At 70.2% G+C, this 20,794-nt stretch carries 17 protein-coding genes; 9 read left to right on the forward strand and 8 right to left on the reverse strand.

The window, feature by feature from the left end:
• Positions 1-42: 42 nt before the first annotated feature.
• Both ACFYPM_RS31105 and ACFYPM_RS31110 read right to left on the reverse strand, forming a co-directional pair.
• Positions 43-879 carry an aldo/keto reductase gene (locus tag ACFYPM_RS31105; RefSeq protein ID WP_387204625.1) on the reverse strand — a complete coding sequence of 279 codons (837 nt, stop codon included), beginning with the start codon at positions 877-879 and terminating at the stop codon, positions 43-45.
• A gap of 255 nt (positions 880-1,134) precedes the next feature.
• A complete protein-coding gene (locus ACFYPM_RS31110) occupies positions 1,135-1,638 on the reverse strand; it encodes a hypothetical protein (protein WP_387204628.1) in 504 nt (167 codons plus the stop codon).
• Between the two features lie 1,183 nt (positions 1,639-2,821).
• Here ACFYPM_RS31110 and ACFYPM_RS31115 point away from each other — a divergent pair.
• A complete protein-coding gene (locus ACFYPM_RS31115) occupies positions 2,822-3,124 on the forward strand; it encodes a hypothetical protein (protein ID WP_387204631.1) in 303 nt (100 codons plus the stop codon).
• A gap of 141 nt (positions 3,125-3,265) precedes the next feature.
• Here ACFYPM_RS31115 and ACFYPM_RS31120 read toward each other — a convergent pair whose 3' ends face one another.
• Positions 3,266-3,553 carry a hypothetical protein gene (locus ACFYPM_RS31120; RefSeq protein WP_387204633.1) on the reverse strand — a complete coding sequence of 96 codons (288 nt, stop codon included), beginning with the start codon at positions 3,551-3,553 and terminating at the stop codon, positions 3,266-3,268.
• Between the two features lie 11 nt (positions 3,554-3,564).
• Between ACFYPM_RS31120 and ACFYPM_RS31125 the strand changes: the two genes are divergently transcribed.
• Positions 3,565-3,858, forward strand: coding sequence for a hypothetical protein (locus tag ACFYPM_RS31125; protein WP_387204636.1), 294 nt, complete (start codon positions 3,565-3,567; stop codon positions 3,856-3,858).
• A 29-nt stretch (positions 3,859-3,887) separates the two neighbouring features.
• Here ACFYPM_RS31125 and ACFYPM_RS31130 read toward each other — a convergent pair whose 3' ends face one another.
• Together ACFYPM_RS31130 and ACFYPM_RS31135 are read right to left on the reverse strand one after the other, a co-directional pair.
• Positions 3,888-4,085, reverse strand: coding sequence for a DUF397 domain-containing protein (locus ACFYPM_RS31130; protein WP_387204639.1), 198 nt, complete (start codon positions 4,083-4,085; stop codon positions 3,888-3,890).
• Entirely contained in the window at positions 4,078-4,965 is an 888-nt protein-coding gene (locus ACFYPM_RS31135; RefSeq protein ID WP_387204642.1) for a helix-turn-helix domain-containing protein, read from the reverse strand. Before ACFYPM_RS31135 ends, ACFYPM_RS31130 begins: the two co-directional genes overlap by 8 nt.
• Positions 4,966-5,189: 224 nt before the next feature.
• Between ACFYPM_RS31135 and ACFYPM_RS31140 the strand changes: the two genes are divergently transcribed.
• From ACFYPM_RS31140 to ACFYPM_RS31155, 4 genes are all read left to right on the forward strand, one after another.
• On the forward strand, positions 5,190-5,489 hold the full coding sequence (locus tag ACFYPM_RS31140) for a DivIVA domain-containing protein (RefSeq protein ID WP_387204645.1): 300 nt from the start codon (positions 5,190-5,192) through the stop codon (positions 5,487-5,489).
• Complete coding sequence (locus ACFYPM_RS31145) at positions 5,489-5,740, forward strand: hypothetical protein (RefSeq protein ID WP_387204648.1); 252 nt, start codon at positions 5,489-5,491, stop codon at positions 5,738-5,740. The genes ACFYPM_RS31140 and ACFYPM_RS31145 overlap by 1 nt, the downstream gene beginning before the upstream one ends.
• An 83-nt stretch (positions 5,741-5,823) precedes the next feature.
• Entirely contained in the window at positions 5,824-6,729 is a 906-nt protein-coding gene (locus tag ACFYPM_RS31150; RefSeq protein ID WP_387204650.1) for a hypothetical protein, read from the forward strand.
• Between the two features lie 172 nt (positions 6,730-6,901).
• On the forward strand, positions 6,902-12,925 hold the full coding sequence (locus ACFYPM_RS31155) for a DUF4011 domain-containing protein (protein WP_387204652.1): 6,024 nt from the start codon (positions 6,902-6,904) through the stop codon (positions 12,923-12,925).
• Between the two features lie 17 nt (positions 12,926-12,942).
• Here the strand turns inward: ACFYPM_RS31155 and ACFYPM_RS31160 are convergent, their stop codons facing one another.
• A complete protein-coding gene (locus ACFYPM_RS31160) occupies positions 12,943-13,497 on the reverse strand; it encodes a Uma2 family endonuclease (RefSeq protein WP_387204655.1) in 555 nt (184 codons plus the stop codon).
• A 197-nt stretch (positions 13,498-13,694) separates the two neighbouring features.
• Between ACFYPM_RS31160 and nhaA the strand changes: the two genes are divergently transcribed.
• The 3 genes from nhaA to ACFYPM_RS31175 all read left to right on the forward strand — a co-directional run bounded on the left by nhaA (position 13,695) and on the right by ACFYPM_RS31175 (position 18,921).
• The gene (gene nhaA, locus ACFYPM_RS31165; protein WP_387204658.1) at positions 13,695-15,629 is read left to right on the forward strand and encodes a Na+/H+ antiporter NhaA; all 1,935 of its coding nucleotides are present in this window, start codon (positions 13,695-13,697) and stop codon (positions 15,627-15,629) included.
• A gap of 181 nt (positions 15,630-15,810) precedes the next feature.
• The gene (locus ACFYPM_RS31170; protein ID WP_387204661.1) at positions 15,811-17,043 is read left to right on the forward strand and encodes an MFS transporter; all 1,233 of its coding nucleotides are present in this window, start codon (positions 15,811-15,813) and stop codon (positions 17,041-17,043) included.
• Positions 17,044-17,130: 87 nt separating this feature from the next.
• Positions 17,131-18,921, forward strand: a complete 1,791-nt coding sequence (locus tag ACFYPM_RS31175) for a gamma-glutamyltransferase family protein (RefSeq protein ID WP_387204664.1) — start codon at positions 17,131-17,133, stop codon at positions 18,919-18,921.
• On the opposite strand, the gene ACFYPM_RS31180 is transcribed toward ACFYPM_RS31175, so the two are convergent.
• Positions 18,918-19,556: a response regulator gene (locus tag ACFYPM_RS31180; RefSeq protein ID WP_387204667.1), complete on the reverse strand. Its 639-nt coding sequence runs from the start codon at positions 19,554-19,556 to the stop codon at positions 18,918-18,920. The two genes, ACFYPM_RS31175 and ACFYPM_RS31180, sit on opposite strands and share 4 nt — an antisense overlap.
• A complete protein-coding gene (locus ACFYPM_RS31185) occupies positions 19,553-20,794 on the reverse strand; it encodes a sensor histidine kinase (protein WP_387204670.1) in 1,242 nt (413 codons plus the stop codon). Before ACFYPM_RS31185 ends, ACFYPM_RS31180 begins: the two co-directional genes overlap by 4 nt.

Raw genomic sequence — 20,794 nt, forward strand, 5'->3', positions numbered from 1 at the left:
CTCTCCCACCCCACCCCACCCACAGTCAGCGGATCGGGTTCGTCAGAACTCCTCGTACACCGCCGGGTCCTGGTCCGCGAGCCGCCCGTCCGGGCGGCCCAGCGCGGTGATGGCCTCGACCTCGCCGTCGGTGAGCTTGATGTCGAAGACGTCCAGGTTCTCGACCTGCCGCTGCGGGGAAGCGGCCTTGGGCAGCGGAATCACCTGACGGGCCACGTGCCAGGCGAGGATCGTCTGTGCCGGGCTGACACCGTGCGCGGTCGCGATCTCCACGACGACGGGATGCTCCCGCAGGTCGTTGCCGCGGCCGAGCGGGCTCCAACCCTGCACCAGAATCCCGTGCTCCCGGTGGTAGTCGATCGCCTCCTGCTGCGGAAAGTACGGGTGCACCTCGATCTGGTTGACCACCGGGGCGACCCCGGTCTCGGCCACCAGCCGCTCGATGTGCTCCGGCAGGAAGTTGGACAGCCCGATGTGCCGGACCAGGCCATGCTCGCGCGCCTCGATCAGCGCCCGCCACGCCTGCACGTACAGGTCGGTCTTGGGGTTCGGCCAGTGGATCAGGTACAGGTCGACGTGGTCGAGACCGGTGCGGAACACACTCTCCGCAATGGTGGTCAGCGCCTCGTCGTAGCGGTGGTGCCGCCCCGGCAGCTTCGAGGTGACGACCAGCTCGTCCCGCACGTCACCCGCCGAACGTGCCGCCCGGCCGACCGCGCCCTCGTTCTCGTAGTTCACCGCCGAGTCGATCAACCGGTAACCCGCCCGGATCGCCTGCCCGATCGCGTCGACACCGGCCGAGCCGTTCAGTCGGTACGTGCCGAGCCCGATCGCCGGCAGGGTGGTGCCGCCGGCTGCCGTGAGGTGGGGAATCGTCATGATTGGGACCCTACCCGCTGCGGCTGCGCCTCCTCATCAACGCCGTTGCGTGAGGCAGAATGACTGTTCGTCAACCGAGCTTGCATCGCGATCTTGCACTTTCTGCCCCGACATTAGGGTGCATTCCCGCTTAAATCGGCGACAGGAAGTGCAAGATCGGCGCGATTCTCCTGCTCGACGCGTCTTGATCTACAAGCCTCGACAGTCAGTAGCGGGTTGACCGGCCAAGCATGATCTGCTGGGCGCGGCGGCTGGTCACAATGAGACGATGACCGGCTGGACCTGCACGTTCTTGGTCAGCTGCTGCGGCGAGGGGATGGGCGTGCTGATGTTGACCGGCGTGTTGTAGCCGTAGATGACCACCCCGTCGAGGTGGTTCGCGCCCGGCCAGTTCGACTCCAGGCGGACCGCCATCTGAGTGGGGAAGTTGGTCACCTCTTCGGCGCACGACCGGATCAGGACGACGCTCGGGGTGGCGGTCAGGTGGGTGGCAAGCATCCGGGCCAGCTTCTTGTACGTCCAACCCCAGTCCTTGGCGCCGGCTTCGGCGTCGCCGATCTCCTCGTCGTTGCCGTGCGCGCGAATGCACAGCGGCTCGCCCGCCTGCACCCCGGCCAGGTAGGTGGCCAACTGCCGATCCGCCCCGGCCTGCGTGAGGCCGGCGTCGATGGGCAGGAGGGCGCCCCAGGCAGCCGCACCCGAACCGGGTCCTTCAGATTGGCCGCGGGTATTCGGATCCTGCGTCGCCACGATGAACACGACATTCTCCTTAGGGCTGACCGCCTTGGTTGACCGACGAAGGCAGATTAGCCCGGTAGTCGGAGAATCGCCGTGTCGGCTATCCGGCGCAATTAACTCCGTCGCCTGTCGGACAATTGTCGACGGTTCGTGCCGCAGTTGCAGCACGTGCAACTCCCATTGAAGGCAAGGGTTGAGAGGCTCTTCGACGACCCGTACCCGAGGAGGGTTCTCCGCCCGCTTTCCGGTGGTCGTCCCGGTACGAAGACCACCGGAAAGGCGGGAGCACCGAATCCGGGAATGCAGAATACGGCGGGATTCAGCAGACGTGCGTCCGCCAACTCACCTTCGTCACGGTCATGGGAACGTAGAAGAATCCGTCACCAGGAGGAGCACAGTCCGTGCCGGTGAAAGTCCTTCCTTGGGTGGTGAACGACCAGCTTATCTCGGCGTTCCGGTTCGTGTAGTTGTAGTAGTTGAAACCCGTGATGTTGCCGCTCCACTCCGTAGTGGTCACCAGGGACGGAGTCGCCGTAGGAACCCCGTTCGGGTGATCCCAGTGGGGCCAGACGCAGAATGTGCCCGGCTGGCAGTTCCCGGGCGGGTAGACGCCGGCCCCCGACTGGGGTGCCGCCGAGGCAGGGGGCAAAAGCCAACACACCTGCGATGGCCCCGGCGATGGCGAAGGGTTTCAACAGCCCGGCTACCCATTTTCATTGATGAAAATGAATTAAACTTGCGCTAGCGTGGGAAAGTTGCACCGTCAAGGACCCGCGCCGCCGCCCAGCTGGACGGCCATGTCACTCGCGACAAGGTGGGCAATGCGTCACGATCGCCGCAGCTCGCGACGACAGCGGGACCACCGGTCGGCGGCCAGGGGGCAGGGGCGACGAGCTGCTCCCGCACCGCAGGTTGTGGCGCCTGCGGTCACTGACGGCAGGCGCCAGCCGGGAAGCCGGCCGATCCGGCCACCTCCGAATGCCCCCCCGGCTCGGGTGGCAGGCGACCAGTTCGCAGCCAGCCCTGCGTTCGGGACGCTGAGTGACAGTGGTCAGCGGCGGGTTGCTTGACACGGGGAACATAATCGATGCAAGTAAATCTCTCCCTGAGCTGATCGAGCTCCGATCCCGTCCCTGAACACCGTTAGGAAGGGAAGCCCATGCGCAGATTTACCAGCCGAATCGCTGCGGGTCTCGCCGCCGCCTTGATCACCACGCTGGCCGTGACGATACCGGCGTCGCCCGCAGCCGCTGTCGAGACGCTCAAGGTTCCCGACACCGGCCTCGTCTTCTACCAGGCCTACACACAGATCATCGTAGGCAGGCAGGCCACGCCCGACGGTATCTGCCGCCCGGTCCCGGCCGAGGCGATCTGGGCGATCGGCTGGAACGGCTTCGGTTCCGTCTCCGGCTACCGGACCTCCGACTGCACCGGCGCTGCGTCCGAACTCAACAACTTCCACAGCTGGCCGTACGAGGGCTACTACCTCTCCTATCGGGCGGGTTGACCAGCGTTCCCGGTGGTCGATCGCGGACGGCCACCGGGAAAGCACCGATCCAAACGAGCAGGGTGCCGCCGCCTGCACGTACCGGTTCGGCCCTTGGGTTCGGCCAGTGGACCAGATGTAGGCCGATCCGGTCGCGGCCGGTTACCGGGTGATCGCCCGATCAGTCGAGGAACCGCCGCTCAGCAGCGGGTCGGTACGCCGCTCGGCCTCGGGCAGATCCATCGCGGCGGCCAGGAGATTGGCGAGCCGACGGCTGTCGTCCAACCCTTGCCTCTTGCCGGCCCAGTCGTCGAAGGTGAGCCTGATGTTCTCGTCCGTCGTGATGATGTCCAGGACTGGGCCCCGCTTGTCGCGGCGGTCTAGGTTGACATCGGCGATGGCCAGCAGGGGTTCCTCGCCGGGCACGACCCACCGGAGGGTACGCAGCACGCTGTGCCTGAATGGGTAGCAACGCTTGCCGGCTGGATCTCCTGTTCGGAGGACTCGGCCTGTGGCGCGGCGTGACCCTGCTGCGTCGCGCAGGAGGGGCCCGTGATTCGACTGGCACGCCCGTCTGGTTGGTATTGGTGGAGAGCAGCGGTCTGACCGTGCTGGGCGTGGCCCTGCTGCTCGACGGCTGGATGAATTTGACCTGGCTGGCGGTTGTCCAGATGAGCATCGGCGCTGTGGGCAGCATCCATCGCTGGCTGCGGCGTGTTTTGCCGCCAGCCAGGCCAGCTCGTGCGCTGGGATAGAAGTGATGATCGCTCGAATCGGATCTTGATTAGTCTGTCCGACCCGTGGCGGTGGAGAGCAACCGTCGCCAAGCATCATGCGAAAACGACAGGGTTGGTCCGACCGGGTCCTTCGAATCGCGGACAGCGACGACACCGGGGAGGTTGGTGGCGACCTCGACGCAGTTGCCGCCGTTGTCACCGCTGCGGGTGCTCTTACGCCAGACGGCGCCGGTCAGATCAGTCATGCCGCATCTCCCCGAGGATCCTCTTGATCATGTCTCTTGATTCTGCCTCGCCGAGCGCGAGGGCCACCAGCCCTCTCCATGTGTCCTCGTAGGCCGTCAGCTCATCCGGCCTGTCCAGGTAGAGCGCCCCGGTCAGCGACTCGCTGTAGACCACCGAGGGTTCGGGTGCAGTCCGACCCCCGTTGGTCGTCGGGAAATCGAGGATCACAAACGAGCCGGCGACCGCTCCAGGGTGCGGCCCGGCGGCGAGCGGCACCACGTGCACTGAGACGTTCGGCTGCTCGGAGACTTCGAGCAGATGGTTGAGCTGCTCGGTCATCACGCTATAGCTGTCGACAACTCGGCGGAGAACCGCCTCGGACAGGACTGCGTCCAAGCGCGGGGGCTGCGGCAGTCGACGCCTAAGTAACGCCTGTCGTCGTAGCCGCACCTCGACTGCTTGCTCACGCTCCTCGAGGCTTAGCCGACTGCCCGGCTGGAAGAGCCCATGGGCGTAGGAGCGCGTCTGGAGCAGCCCGGGAACTAGTGTCTCGCCGTACTCCCGCAGTCGAGCCGCGGCGGATTCCAGCCCCACGTACAGCTCGAACCAGTTCGGCACCGCGTCGCCGTACGCGTGCCACCAGCCCTTTGACTTCGTCTCCGCGGCGAGTTCGCGCATCGCCTCGGTCATCTCGGGCGACACCCCGTACAGCTCGCACATGGCCTTGACGTCGAGCACCCGCACCGACCCCTGGCCGCATTCGAGGCGCCAGATCTTCTGTCGGCTGTATTCGAGGGCCTCGGCGGCGGCGTCGAGCGTCACGCCGGCCTCGTTGCGGAACTGCCGCAACAGTCGACCGAGTTGGCGGCGCGGCACGGTCGATCCAATGTCTTCGGGCATCCCCACACTCCCTGGTTCCAACGCGCAACACTGCGTGACTCTCTCCTGCAACTCCTACGGGTCTCAGCAAAGAAAGTCAATGCACAGCAGAGAAATTGCGGCCTGGAACGTTGCACCTCCGCCGGCAGACTGTCGCAGGCTGGTCACAGCACGGCGGTCCCCCCCGAACGGCCGCGGTGCTTCTCGAACACCCTCGCCCCTCCGAAAGCGGAAGGCAGGCAGACATGAACCCCAGAAACCAGCGACCAGAGCCGCCGAGCGCTGGTGCGACCCACCGCTCCGCCGCGTACACCAGTTTGTTGCCGTGGCAGGTGCGTGAGCGCCGCTTCGCGCCGACCGGGCTCGGGCGTCGCGGTCTGAACCCCGACGACGTGTACGCCTTCCTCGACCGGGTCGCCGTCGACATGGCCGCCGTTTACGCCGCGCTCGCCGAGAGCCGCCGTGAGACCGCCCGGATCAAGGCCGGCCTGCGTCGCTCGCAGGCCGACCACGTCGGTGCCCGCATTGAGGAGGGTCGGGCCTGATGAGCCGGCGTTACGTCGTTCACCTGCCCGTAGTTGCCGACGACCTGTCCGCCGCGCAACGCCTGGCCCGGGTCATCGGCCGATGGATGCTGGTGCTGCCGATGGCGGACCCGGGGGAGACCACCGTCTCCGAGGAGGACCAGCAGTTCCTCCGCCACCGGGTCTTCTGCGACCTGCGGCTGCCCGGTGGCCGGCGCTGCCTCCTGCGCGACGGCCACGACGGCCGCTGCTCCCGCCGCATACGTTGGTGAAGGGAGCGATGCCGGCGACGGACCACCATGGACACGGCCGTTTGGGCGGACCATGATGCGGTGTGCCATTCATAGCGAGCCAGGTGATGCACACGATCTGTCAGAAGGCCGAGGGCAGGAAGGTCAGGGCTGCCGTCGCCTATGCGGGTGACGGGGCAACCGACCTGCTGTCGGTGAAAGCAGGCGACCTGATCGTGGTCAACGGCAGCAGGAACGCAATCGCCAGCGGCGCTACCTCCGCTCGGCTGCTGCGGAGCTGGTATGACCTGGGCGTCCTGCTCTATGCCCACGAGACCCTGCACGCGAAGGTCTTCGTCATCGGTCGGACCGCCTTCGTGGGATCAGCCAACCTCTCGTTGCGTGCCCACACCGACCGTACGGTCGAGGCGGCGATCCAGACCACCGAAGCGGCAGTCGTCGCCGGTGCTCGAGAGTTCATCGACGCGATGGCTGCGAATGCAACCAAGATCGACGACGCGTGGCTCGATTGGGCGGACACGGTACCGGTGCGTGCCCCTGGCGGTCCGGTGCTGTGGAATCCGGATCCGCCGTTCGAGCCAAACGAGCCGTACGACGTCTGGGTCGGCCCCGAGGAAAGGGTCGAGTGGACTGAAGAGGAGACCGCACTGGCGCAGGCCGGCTACCGGATGCACAGCGTGGCCGGGGGCAGGGGCAGGTACGGCACGATCGCCATCAGCGAGTCCGCGACGGACGCGAGCTCGCCTGTGCAGCCTGACATGGTGTTACTCATCCGCCCGCGCAGCGTTGCGCTGGTCAGGTTTCTTGACCGCCGCCAGCGTGGGGGAGCGGCCATGGGCTTCTACCGCACCGATCGGGATTGCGTGCGTCGAACGCTGGGCGAAGTGGCGACCGCTCTCGGCAGCACCCCAGCGATGCTGCGCGAAGGGGACTGGGCGCGGATGGATCCATCGCAGCGCGGAGTGCTTCGAGACCTGTTCAAGCTGCCGAATCTTCCGGCCCGGTCATGATGTGCCCTGTCGGCATGTGAGCCGGTAGACCAGGTGCTGCTGGTGCGTCGTCAGGGCGCACGTACCGCCTCAGACGGACGACTTCCAAGATCGTCGTACGGCCGGGGCACTCTCCACCGGTCGGGTGGCCGTTAGGCTGGCTCTCCCCGGTCTCCCCACCTGGAGAAACGCCATGTCCGACAGCGTCTTCGCGCAGTTCACCGCCGACGACGACCAGCTCGAGGTCGGGCTGCTCGTGCAGCCGGCGATCAACGCCGCCCTGGTGCACAACCGGGTGCCGCTGGTCCGTCACCTCACGCTCGTCAACCGGGGCGCGGTGCCGCTGACCGATGTCACGGTGACGCTGGAACTGCGCGGCCCGGACGGCGTGCTGACCGAGCCGTGGGCACGGACGCTGACCCAGCCATTGCGGCCCGGGGCGAGCACGAGCTGGGACGACTTCCGCGACTTCACACCCGACCGCACGCTGCTGTACCGCACCGGCGAGGCGTTCCCGGTCGACTACCGCCTCACCGTCGAGACAGCCGAGAACGCAGCCGCGGCAGCCGACAACGCAGTCGAGGCACGTGAGACCGCCTTGACGCTTGTCGCCCCGTCCAGGGTGTTGGCGCACAACGAGTGGTTCAACAGCCCCGCCCTGTACGACAGCCTGGCGGCCTTCGTGCAGCCGAACACTCAGGCCGTCGAGGCGGTCCTGCGCGCCGCCGCCCGACTCCTGCTCGCAAGGACCGGCTCCGGCTCGTTACCGGGTTATCAGGAGGGTTCGGAGCGGGCCGCGCTGATCGCCGGCGCCGTCTACGAGGCGCTGCGCCAACTGGAGATCACCTACCAGACCCTGCCGGCGTCCTTCGAGAACACCGGCCAGAAGGTACGCACCACCGCAGCCGTCCTCGACGGTCGACTGGGCAACTGCCTCGACCTGTCCGTCACGTACGCCGCGTGTCTGGAGGCGGCCGGGCTGCACCCGCTCATCTTCGTCAGCGCGGGGCACGCCTTCGGTGGCTTCCTGCTGGAGGAGGAACGGCTGGGCTCGGCCGCGGTGACCGAGACCAACCTGCTGATCTCCATGGTGGACTCGGGCCGGGCCGTGCCGGTCGAGCTGACCCGCATCGGGCCGGGCGCGCGGTCGGCGACCTTCACCGAGGCGGTACGCGTCGGGCTCGGCCACTTCCGTGGCGACGGCGAGCGCATGCAGGGCGTCATCGACGTGCACCTGGCCCATCGCTCGGGGATCCGCCCCCTGCCGTCAACCGACGAGTTGGTCGCCACGCCGCTGCTCAAGGAAACGGCCGCCGAGGCGACGCCACAGACACCAGCGTCCCTCGACCTGCCCCCCGGCGTCGCCGCCGCGCGGCTGCGCCAGTTCGCGGACGAGGGCGAGGAGGTGCCGCAGCAGTCCGACGGGTCGCCGGCGCGCGTCCAGCAGTGGAAGAAGTCGCTGCTCGACCTGAGCCTGCGTAATCCGCTGCTCAACCTGCCCAAGCGGGGCCGTGGTCTGGACCTGCACGTGCCGGCGGGTGCGTTGGCCCTGCTCGACGACCTCATCCACGACGGTCGCCAGGTGCAGGTCATCCCGCAGGACGCCATCAGTCACGTCCACGAGTTGGCCGGGACGCGTCGGGCACAGGACCTCGACGCCGAGATCCTCACCCGGGAGCTGCGTACCGACCGGCGGGTCTACGGCGCGGTCACCGACGCCCGCTACAAGACCGCGATGCGCGCGCTGCAACGCGAGGCGCGCACGATGGAGCAGGAGACCGGCAGCAACCACCTTTACCTGACCATCGGCACCCTGGTGCACACGAAGACGACCGGGGGAGAGGCGTACGCGCCGTTGTTCCTCCTGCCGGTGCGCATCGACGGCGGCAGCGGCCGTCGCCCGTACGCGATCGTCATCGACGGCACCGGGGTCGCCAGTCCGAACCACTGCCTGGTCGAGTGGTTGCGGGTCAAGCACAGCGTGCGGATCCCGGAGCTGGAGCGACCGGTCCTCGACGAGCACGGCATCGACATCGCCAAGACCCTCGCGGCGATCAACACGGGGTTGCTCGACAACCGGCTCAACTACCGCATCGACGAGACAGCCAGTCTTCGCCTGTTGCAGTTCTCCACCTTCCAGATGTGGCGGGACCTCACCGACCACTGGCCACGCTTTCTCAAGAACCCGGTCGTCCGGCACCTGGTCGAGTCCTCCGGCGCCACGTTCGACGACCCCGCCCGCCCGGAGCACGACGTCGAGATCGCCGTCGACGAGGCCGACCTGCACCTGCCCATCCCCGCCGACGGGTCGCAGATGCAGGCCATCGTGCGCGCCGAGCGCGGCCACTCCTTCGTCCTGGAGGGTCCGCCGGGCACCGGCAAGTCCCAGACCATCACCAACATGATCGCCCAGGCGGTCGGCGCGGGCCGGTCGGTGCTGTTCGTCGCCGAGAAGCAGGCCGCACTGGAGGTGGTGAAGCGTCGCCTCAAGCAGATCGGCCTCGGGCCGTTCGCGCTCGACCTGCACGGGCGCAAGCAGTCCCTCAACGCGATCCGCCAGCAGTTGCGCGACGCGCTGGACCAGTACGACCAGGGCGGTGACGGCACGTGGACGGCCGTCGAGACGGCTTACCGGACGCGGCTCGCCCCACTGGCCGAGTACCCGGCCCAGGTGCACACCAGCAACCCCGTCGGGATGTCGCTCTGGTCGGCCTACGAGCAGACCCTGGCGTACGCCGACGGACCGGTCGCCCCGATTCCGGTGGCCTACCTGCACGCACCCGCCCCGGCGCGCGCGCAGGTCGAGACGACCCTGCGGGAGTTCCCGGCGGCCGCACGATCCGCTCGACTCCGGGCCGCGCACCCGTGGGCGCTCAGCGGCTGCCGCACCCTCGACGGGCTGCACGGCGACGCGGTCACCGAGATCGCCGCTGAGCTCGAACGCCTCCGTGCCGACCTCGCCGCCCACCCACACCTGGTCGAGTTGCTGCACACACTGCCCGCCCCGGAGACCGTGAGTGAGCTGCAGGCGGGCGCGTGGCTCGCCGTACGCGGACTGCTGCCGGACCGGCAGACCACCCTGCACGCCGGCGACCGACGGTGGGACGAGGCGGTGGCCCGGCTCCAGCCGGACCTGGCGGCCTTCCGGCAGGGCTTCGCCGGTGAGCTGGCCACCTTCCGGCCGGACGTGTTCACTCGACCGGAGCTGGCCGCCTGGCACGCGGCAGCCCAGGAGGCGGCGAAGAAGCTGTTCGGCAAGCGCAAGCGGCGGCAGGCCGTCGCGGATCTGCTGGCGGTGCACCTGGTCGCGGGCGCGACGCTCGACGTGGATCGGGTGGAGATCACCACCGGTCGGCTGGTCGCCGCCCAGGCGCAGGCGGCGGCCCTCCACCAGCATGTCGTGGCGGTGGGCGGGCTGCGGCTGTCGCGGTGGCAGCCCACCGACCCCGACGCGCAGGAGCGGCTGACCGAGGCGATCGAGGCAACCCGGGTGGGCCGCACGCTCCTGACCCGGCACCCGCGAGCCTGGGAGCTGTTCGACGGCGGGTGCACCGATGTCGACGCGGTGCTCCTCGACCGCTTCGCCTCGCGCTGGCGGGCCTGGCGCGGGGTGTTGCGCTGCGGTGCGGCCGAGCTGGCCCGGTGGTCCGCCAGTGCGCACTGGGTGGACGCCTGGCAGCGCGACGGCGCGGCCTGGCTGCACGAGTTGCGCAGCGAGGAGTTGTTCCCGTTGCGCCGGTGGGCGACCGTCCTGGTCCACGCCGACGTGCTCGCCTCGGCCGGTCTCACCGACTACCAGGACCAACTGCTGCGGGCCGAGGTGCCCGCGCGTCTCGCCGAGGAGGTCTACCGGCGGGGCGTCGCGACGGCGTCCCTCGCCGAGCGGGTCCGGGCCGGCGGCCTGCAGTACTTCGACGCGGACCTGCACGACGACGAGATCAGCCAGTTCGAGGCGGCCGCCGGTGAGCTGCGGTCCGCGCTGCCCACGCGGCTGCCGTCGGTGCTGGTCCGTCGCCGCCCCTTCAGCCCGTCCGACCGGCGGGGCCGCTTCGCCGACTTCGCGGCGGAGCTTCGCCGCAAGCGCGGCGGGCGGTCCTTCCGGGAACTGTTCGAGCAGTACCCGGACGCGGTGCTCGCACTGACCCCGTGCGTGCTGGTCAGCCCCGCGTCCGCGGCGAACTTCCTGGCACCGGGGAGCCAACGTTTCGACCTGGTCATCTTCGACGAGGCCTCGCAGATCCGGGTGGCGGAGGCGATCGGCGCGATGGGTCGGGGCAGCGCCGTGGTGGTGGTCGGCGACTCCCGGCAGATGCCACCGAGCAGCATCATGCAGGCCAGCCACAGCACGGACGAGGTCGACGAGGGTGACGGCCCCGTGCCGGAGGACCTGGAGAGCATTCTCAGCGAGGCCGTCGAGTCGGGACTGCCGCAACGGTGGCTCTCCTGGCACTACCGCAGCCACGACGAGTCACTCATCGCCTTCTCCAACCGCTACTACTACGACAACAAACTGTCCAGCCTCCCGTCGCCCGGTGCCGCCAGCGAGGCGGGCGTCAGCTGGCGGCGCGTCGACGGCCAGTACGACCGGGGCGGATCCCGCACCAACGAGGTCGAGGCGCGGGCGATCCTCGCGGACATCACCCGGCGGCTGCACGACCCGGCGACCGCCACCCCGTCCGTCGGCGTGGTCACCTTCAACATCCAGCAGCGCGACCTCATCCTCAACCTGCTGGAGGAGAGCGCCGATCCGATCATCCGCGAGCACCTCGCCGGGGCGGTCGCGGAGCCGATCTTCGTGAAGAACCTGGAGAACGTGCAGGGCGACGAGCGCGACGTCGTCCTGTTCTCCCTGGCCTTCTCCACCAACCCGGAGACCGGTCAGCTCCCGCTGAACTTCGGCCCGCTGAGCCAGGCCGGCGGCGAGCGGCGGCTCAACGTGGCCATCACCCGCGCCCGCCGCCAGGTCGTCCTCTACTCGTCCTTCCACCCGTCCGACATCGACCTGTCCCGCACGTCCGCGCTGGGCACCCAGCACCTGCGGGCGTACTGCGAGATGGCCGCCGCCGGCGCGGAGCGCCTGGGCGACCTCGCCACCGACCGCACCGAGCGGCGCAGTCGGATCCGCGAGGAGGTGGCCGCGGCGCTACGCGACCGCGGCCACGAGGTCCGTACCTCGCACGGCCTCTCCGACTTCACGGTGGACATCGCGGTACGCCGACCAGGCGCACCACGGTGGCAGGTGGCCGTCATGCTCGACGGCCCGGACTGGAGCGCACGCCCGACGGTGGCCGACCGGGATTCGGCGCCCGCGCTCCTGCGCTCGATCATGGGCTGGCCGGAGGTCGTGCGGTTCTGGCTGCCGGCGTGGATCCACGACCGGTCGGCGCTGCTCGACCGGGTCGACGAGGCGGTCACCCGGGCCGACGCCCCCGCGACCGTCGAACCGGAACCCGACTCGTCGGCGGCTGCCGCGCCGCCCGGGGCCATCGCGCTGCCGCAGCCGCGCTCCGAGGTGGACGTGGAAACGCCGCACCCGACACCGACGGCCGAGCTGCCCCAGCCGCGCCTCGCCGTGGACGACGAGCCCGTCCCGGATGTCTCGGCGCCACCGGTCAGCGCACTCGCCGCCGTGACCACCGCTGGGGACCCCATCACGGTGAGCCCGTTCGTGCCCTACGTGCCCACGTCGCTCGGCGACCAGGCCGACCTCGACCTCCTGGCCACCGACCGGCGGGTACGGGAGCTGATGCGGAACGCGCTCCGCGAGATCATCGAGGCGGAGGGACCCATCGAGCAGCACCGCCTCGCCCGCCTCGCCCTCGCCCGGTTCGGTTTCCTGCGGACCCGGGAGGACCGGCGTGTCGCCGTGCTGTCGCTGGTCGACTCCGGCCGCCTGCACGCACACCCGAGCGTGAGCCGGTACGCCTGGCCCGAGGACGCCGACCCGCGGACGTACCACGCGTACCGGGTCACGCAGGCGAGCAACGACCGCGCGTTCGAGGAGGTGCCACCCGAGGAGGTGGCCAACGCCTTCGTGCACGTACTCCAGGGCGTACCGAACATGGACGAGGAGCGGCTGCTGCGCGCCGGCCTGGAACGGCTCGGCTACCGCCGCCGCACCGAAAAGATCGACAAACTGCTCCGGTACGGGCTGCACGTCGCCGTGACCAGCGGTCGCCTCCGCGTCGACCAGGACGGTCGCCTCACCCGCGCCTGACGAGGGTCACGACTCGTTCAGCCGAGGCCGTGCTCGTCCGGGCGGGTGTTGAGGACCCAGGCGAGCGGCATGGTCGCGTGGGCGACGTACTGGTCGCCGTCGAGGCGGCGCATGGTGACGGTCTGCGCCGCATCCTGGTCGACCACCCAATACTGGGGGATGCTGGCGGCGGCGTACTCACTGCGCTTGGTCACCGTGTCGACACCCTCGGAGCCGGGCGAAACGATCTCGATCACAAGGAGCACGTCGGCGACTGGCAGCCACACACCGTCTGCCTGAGCCTTGCTCCAAACCACGAGGTCAGGAATGCGTCCGCCGACGCCGCCGTCACGACCCGGTACGCGTAGCCCGACTGCTTGGGCAATGTGTTCCGCCGGGACACCGCCCTGAGCGAGCCACACCATGAGCCGGGTCGCGATGATCGCGTGGTTGTACCCCGGCGGCGGCATGATCGAGACGACTCCCTCTGGGCTGATTTCATACCGGTGGTTCTCGTCTGCGGCCATCATCGCCGTCAGGTCATCGAGCGTCACGACCGGGGGCATGTACCTGCCAACCGCCTCTGAGCTCATGGGCGCATCGTACCGGTTCGCCGCCCCACTCCGGCGCTGGTGGGAGCGCGCCGCCGTGGACTGCTCGGGCGTGGGTGTCGACGACAACGCCTGTACTGCCGCTGGACACCGCAGGCTTCGAACAGGGGACGTGCCGCCGCCGGACCGGGCGGACGATTCACCGCCGCATCGGGATCAGATCGACAAGGATTGTCCCCGTGACGAACAGCAGGCTACTGGGGGGATGGAGCGGCCGGACCGCCTGGGAGGGGCGGTTCAACGCTCCGCTGCGCGCGTTCCTGCGTACCGAGACCGGCGGTGCCCGGCTGGTGCTGGTCGCCGCGGTGGTGGCTCTCGCGTGGACCAATCTGCACGTCCGGTCGTACGAGTCGCTCTGGAGCACGTCGTTGTCGGTCCAGCTAGGCGACTGGTCCGTGTCACACGACCTGCGTACCTGGGTCAACAGCGGCCTGATGACCTTCTTCTTCCTGGTGGCCGGGTTGGAGTTGCGCCGCGAGTTCGACATCGGCGAGCTGCGCGAGCGGCGTCGACTGGCGTTGCCGATGCTGGCCGGCTTCGGCGGGATGCTCCTGCCGATCGGGATCTATCTCGCGATCAACGCAGGGCATCCCACCGCCGCGGGTTGGGGGGCGGTGATGGCCACGGACACGGCGCTCGCCCTCGGCGCGCTGGCCATCTTCGGGCCGCGCTTCTCCGATCGGCTGCGGGGTTTCCTGCTGACCGTGTCCGTCGTCGACGATGTGCTGGCCATCGTGGTGCTCGCGATCGCCTACCCGAAGCACCCATCGCCGATGGCGCTGCTCGTCGCGGTGGGCATCTTCGCCGTCGTCCTGCTGGTGCGGGGGTGCGGTGTGCGATTCGGGCCAATCTACGCGCTGCTGGGGCTGGCGGCCTGGGTCGCCGTCTCGAAATCCGGTGTCGACCCGGTCGCGGTGGGCCTGCTGATGGGGTTGCTGACCTACGCCTATGCCCCCGGTCGCGGCGACCTGCAGCGGGCAACCGACCAGTTCCGCCTCTTCCGGGAACAGCCCACCCCGCAGCTCGCCCGGATGGCTCACGCCGGGCTCACCTCGGCGGTGTCGCCGAACGAGCGGCTGCAGGCTCTCTACCATCCGTGGGCGAGCTACGTGGTCGTGCCGCTCTTCGCACTGGCGAACGCCGGGATCGTGATCGACGGAGAGTTGCTGGCCCGGGCCGTGACCTCCCCGGTCACGCTCGGCGTCGTGGTCGCGTACGTCGTCGGCAAGCCGGCCGGGATCCTGACCACGTCGTGGCTGGTGGCCCGGCTGAGCGGCAACCGGTTCCGCCCGCCGGTGGGCTGGCTCGCCGTCGCGGGGGTCGGCACGGTCTCCGGCATCGGGTTCACCGTCGCCCTCCTGATCGCCACCCACGCGCTCAGCGGTCCCGCCCTGGACGAGGCGAAACTCGGCATCCTCGTCGCGACGCTCGGCGCGTCCCTCGTCACCTGGCTGGTGTTCCGCTCGGCCGGGCGGATGTCGCCGGCACGGCGCACCCGGGCGCTGCTGGGCGTCACCGAGGGGATCGTCGACCTGATGCTGCCGGTCGACGAGCAGCGCGACCACATGCGGGGGCCGGTCGAGGCGCCGGTGACGGTCGTGGAGTACGGCGACTTCGAGTGCCCCTACTGCGGGCACGCCGAGCCGGTGGTCCGGGAACTGCTGGCCGACTTCGCCAACATCCGGTACGTGTGGCGGCACCTGCCGCTCACCGACGTCCACCCACACGCCCAACTCGCGGCCGAGGCCGCCGAGGCGGCGGGGGCGCAGGGCGCGTTCTGGGAGATGCACGACCTGCTCCTCACGCACCAGCACGCACTCGACCCTGCCGACGTGCTCGGCTACGCCGTTCAGCTCGGCCTGGACCCGGACCAGTTCCGGGAGCACATGGTGAAGCGGATGGCCGTCGACCGGGTCGCCGAGGACGTCGACTCCGCCGACCTCAGCGGCGTCACCGGCACCCCGACGTTCTTCATCAACGGCCGGCGGCACCACGGCGCGTACGACATGGCGGCGCTCTCCGCGGCGGTGAAGGGGGCGTTCGCCAGCGCGAAGCTCCGCCCCGAGTACCACCCTCGGCCGTCCGGACGGCGCGAGGGCGGGCCGGCGAGTTGACGGCCTGTGGCGCTGAATCGGTGACGACATCAGCTCCACTGGACCGAGCAGGCCCGCGCCACCTGATGAGGGGTTTTGGGGCTGTTGTCGCACCTGCGCGATGGGCCAGGACCCATGCTGCACGGGGGGCAGGAGCCGCGATGGCCCGCAGCAGGGGCGTCCGAGCCCGAAGGGACCGATCATGTCCAACGCCAGCCGTGCCGATGGCGCAACGACACGGTCGGGCTCCACGTCCGGCGCCGTGCGGGTCACGTTCGCCTTCTGGATCACGCTGGTGGGCACCACCGTACCGACTCCGCTCTACCCGCTCTACGAGACGGAGTTCGGCTTCGCGTCGCTCACCGTGACAGTGGTCTACGCGCTGTACGCGTTGGGCGTGGTCGTCGGCTTGCTGGTCTTCGGTCGGCTCTCCGACCAGATCGGCCGACGCCCGGTCATCCTCGTCGCGTTGCTGCTCTCGGTCGTCGCGGACGCCGTGTTCCTGGCCGCCGTGGACCTGGCGATGATCATTGTGGGTCGGATCCTGGCCGGCCTCTCCGCCGCGCTGATCATCGGCGCGGCGACCGCGGCGCTGGCCGAGTTGATCAGCCCTCGGCATCCGAAGCGCGCCGCGACCGTCTCGATCTTCGCGAACCTGGGCGGCCTCGCCACCGGCACCCTGCTGTCCGGGATCGTGGCGGACGTGGCGCCCGACCCGCTCCGGCTGCCCTGGGTGATCGTGCTGCTCCTGGCGGTCGCCGCGATCTTCGCGTTGCGCGGCGTACCGGAGACGGTGCGGGAACGCTCGCCGGTGACGCTGCGGGTGCAACGGTTGCACGTGCCGGCGAACATCCGGGGCGCCTTCGTCCGTTCGGCGATCACCGCTGGCGCCGGGTTCGCCGCGCTCGGGGTGCTCACGTCGGTGAGCGGGCTGTTCCTCGGCATGGTCCTGCACGAGACCTCGCACACCCTGGCCGCGCTCGTGGTCTTCGTGGCGTTCGCCGGTGCCGCGTTCGGGCAGCTGCTGACCCGCGTCCTGTCCTCGCGCGCCGCGCTGGCCAGCGCCTGCGTCGGTCTGATCGTGGGGGCGGGCCTGCTCGCGTTCAGCATGTGGATGGCGCTGCTGGGGACGCTCGTCATCAGCGCGGCGATCATCGGGGTCGCGTCCGGGGTGGCGGTCGGCGACGGCATCGCGACGATCACGATGAAGACCGAACCGCAGCACCGGGCCGAGGCGGTGTCGACCTTCTTCGCGATCCTGTTCGCCATGCTCGGCGTGCCCGCCGTCGGGGTGGGCCTGCTGATCCAGGGCACCGGTCTGCGTCCTGCCGCCGAGATCTTCAGCGCGGTGGTGGCGGTGCTCGCCCTGGTCGTCCTGCTCAGCCTCTTCCGCGGCAGCCGGACCGGCCCGCGCACTGAGTACCGCCGGACCTGAGCCCGCGCACTGAGCACCGGGCGGGGCGGTGCGCGGGTGGACCCGGAGGTCTTGCGTTCGCACCGTGGATCCGAGTGAGGTGTGATCATGACGTTCACCACCCGGCCCACGCTGCGGGGCACCTTCGGCATGGTCTCCTCGACGCACTGGCTCGCCAGCCAGTCGGCGATGGGCATCCTGGAACGCGGCGGCAACGCCTTCGACGCGGCGGTCGCCGCCGGGTTCGTCCTGCACGTGGTCGAACCGCACCTCAACGGACCGGGCGGCGAGGTGCCGGCCATCGTGGCCACCGCGCAGGACCCCAGGCCGAAGGTGCTGTGCGGGCAGGGTCCCGCGCCGGCGGGCGCCACGATCGCGCACTTCCGGTCCCTCGGGATGGACCTCGTCCCGGGCGCCGGGCCGCTCGCGGCGGCCGTACCCGGCGCCGTGGACGCCTGGCTCCTGCTGCTGCGCGAGCACGGCACACGTACCCTCGCCGAGGTGCTGGAGCCGGCCATCGGCTACGCCGCCGCCGGACACCCGCTGGTGGGTCGGGTCGGTGCCACCGTGGCGGCCGTCCGGTCACTGTTCGAGGAGCACTGGCCCACCTCCGCCGCCCTCTGGCTGCGCGGCGGCCGGCCACCGGAGGCGGGGGAGCTGGTCGCCAACCCGGCGTACGCGGACACCCTGCGCCGGCTGGTCGAGGCGGGACAGGCGGCCGGCGCGGACCGGGAGGCGCAGATCGAGGCCGCGCGCCGGGCCTGGAGCACGGGTTTCGTGGCCGAGGCGATCGACGCGTTCAGCCGGCGGCCGTTCCAGGACTCCAGTGGACGGCCGCACGCCGGGCTGGTCACCGGCGACGACCTGGCCGCGTACTCGGCGACCTGGGAGGCGCCCGTCACCCTCGACTGGCACGGCTACTCGGTGGCGAAGACCGGTTTCTGGGGCCAGGGTCCGGTGTTGCTGGAGACGCTGGCCACCCTGGACGCGCTCGACGATCCCGGCGCGTACGACCCGGCGACCGCGGCGGGGGTGCACGCCCAGGTCGAGGCGCTCAAGCTCGCCTTCGCCGACCGGGAGGCCTGGTACGGCGACGGCGTCGACGTGCCCGGCGCGGCGCTGCTCTCCCGGGAGTACGCGCGCGAGCGGGCGGCCCTGATCGGTGATCGCGCGTCGGCGGAGTTGCGGCCGGGGCGACCGGACGGTTCGCGGCCACGCCTGCCGGCCCACGTCCGACCCGACACCGTGCGGCGAGCACACGCGACGGATCCCACGACCGGGGAACCGACCGTGCAGGCGGACGGGGTGACCCGTGGCGACACCTGCCACGTGGACGTGGTCGACCGCTGGGGCAACATGATCTCCGCGACCCCCAGTGGTGGCTGGTTGCAGAGTTCGCCGACCATTCCGGAACTCGGCTTCCCGCTGGGCAGCCGGTTGCAGATGTGCTGGCTGGAGGAGGGGCTCGCGTCCTCGTTGGCGCCGGGCCGTCGACCGCGTACGACGTTGAGCCCGACGATGGTGCACCGCGACGGCGAGCCGGTGCTGGCCTGCGGGACCCCCGGCGGTGACCAGCAGGACCAGTGGCAGGTGCCGTTCCTGCTGCGGCACCTCGTCGCCGGCCAACCGCTCCAGGAGGCGATCGACGCGCCGGCGTGGCACACGCTGAGCCTGCCGGAGTCGTTCTATCCCCGCGAGATGGAGCCCGGCGTCCTGGTGGTGGAGGACCGGTTCGACGAGAGCGTGCGGGCGGCTCTGCGGGCGTACGGGCACGAGGTGCGGGTCACCGACGGGTGGAGCCTGGGTCGGCTCTGCGCGGTGACCCGGGATCCGGCGACGGGTGTGCTGTCCGCCGGCGCGAATCCCCGGGGGATGCAGGGCTACGCCTGCGGCCGTTAGGGCGTGGGTCGGACGCCGCGCGCGAACAGGGCGAGGCGTACCCGGTTGGGGCTGTCGGTCTTGGTCATCAGGCTGGTGATATGGGTCTTGACCGTGGTGACACCGATGTGCAGCCGCTCGGCGATCTCGGTGTTGGACAGGCCCTCGGCGACCAGGTCCAGCACGTCCCGTTCGCGGGCGGTCAGACCCTGGGCCTGCCGTGGTGTCTCGGGTCGGGCGTGCACCGCGCGCTGGACGAGACGCCGCAGCACCTCCGGGCTGAACGGGCTGTCACCGACGGCGGCCCGCCGGATGCCGTCGAGCAGTTCGGTCGGGGGCGCGTCCTTGAGCAGGAACCCGCAGGCTCCGGCGGTCAGGGCGGGGTAGAGGTGATCGTCGTCGCCGAACGTGGTCAGCACCAGGATGCGGGTGCTGGGGCGGTCGGCGAGGATCCGGCTGGTCGCGGTGATCCCGTCGACACCGGGCATCCGCAGGTCCATGACGACGACATCGGGCAGCAGCCGCCCGGCCAGCGGGATCGCCTCCCGGCCGTTGTCGGCCTCGCCGACGACCTCGATGTCGGGTTGGGCGTCGCAGAGCATCCGCAGCCCGGCGCGGATGAGGTGCTGGTCGTCGACCAGCAGCACCCGGATCACGCCGGCTCCGGTGCGGGCGCACCGGCGGGGGACGTGCGGTCCCGGGGCACCACGGGGGCGGGCGGTTGGGCGCCGGAGGACGGGAGCACGGTACGCACCCGCCACCCCGTCGGGATCGGGCCGGCCTCCAGCCGACCGCCGAGGACCTCGACGCGCTCGCGCATCCCGGTGATGCCGTGCCCGCCACCTGTCGGAGCGCCCACCGGCGTCCCACCGTGCCCGTTGTCGGTCACCTCCCAGTGCACGGCACCGTCGCGAACGGCGACCACGAGGTGCGCGAGCGCGGACGTCCCCGCGTGTTTGGCCACGTTTGTCAGCGCCTCCTGGGTCAGTCGCAGGACCGCCATGCCGCGGACCGCGTCGAGCGAACCGATCGCCGGGTCCAGGTCGGCGTCCACGGTGATGCCGGCCTGCCGGGCCCGGTCGATGGACGTGCCGATCGCCGCCGGCAGCGCGGAGGGTTCGATCGCGGTCAGCGCCGCGTCACCGCGTACTCCGTCGGGGTTGCGCAGCACCGCGACCAGCCGGCGCAGCTCCGCCAGGGCCGCGGTGCCGGTGCCGTGTACGTCGTCGAAGACCTCGCTTACCCGAGGGTCCAGGTCGGTGAGCACGTGCCGGGCCACGCCGACCCGCAGGACCATCGACGCCACATGGTGGGCGACGACGTCGTGCAGCTCGCGGGCGATGGCGGTGCGTTCGTCGGCGCGGGCCGCGCGGGTCTCCGACGCGTGTTGGCGCTGCTCGGCCACGGCGCGCTCGACGGCCTGTCGACTCAACTGACGGTTGGTGCGGATGACGAGGCCGAGCAGCACCGGCACGCCAACCTCCAGGGCCAGTCCGACGACGCCGGAGGCGACCTGGTTGCCCGTGTCGCCGATCGTGCCGGTCAGGTCGACCGCGACAAGCAACGCGGCGGAGAGCCAGATGACCCCGGGGCGGTGTGCCCGCATGGTGACCTCGAGCAGCGCCCAACTGGCACCGACCTGGTTGATGGTGAAGTCGTCGACCAGGCCGATCGCGACCACCAGCAGGACGGCCTGGGTCAGCAGGTTGAGCACCGGCCAACGGTGGGTCGCCAGCGCCACCGCGAACGCGAGCACCGCGAGCGTCCACTGTGTCGCGGGTGATGTCCGGGTGGAGTGGGCGACGAAGAGCAGATAGCAGACCCCGCCGAGGTCGAGCAGCACCATCCCCACGAGCGTGTCCCGCATGTCGAACAGTCGCGCCGGCCATCCCAC

This window comes from Micromonospora sp. NPDC005203 (assembly GCF_042872705.1).
In the GTDB taxonomy this organism is placed as follows: Bacteria; Actinomycetota; Actinomycetes; order Mycobacteriales; family Micromonosporaceae; genus Micromonospora.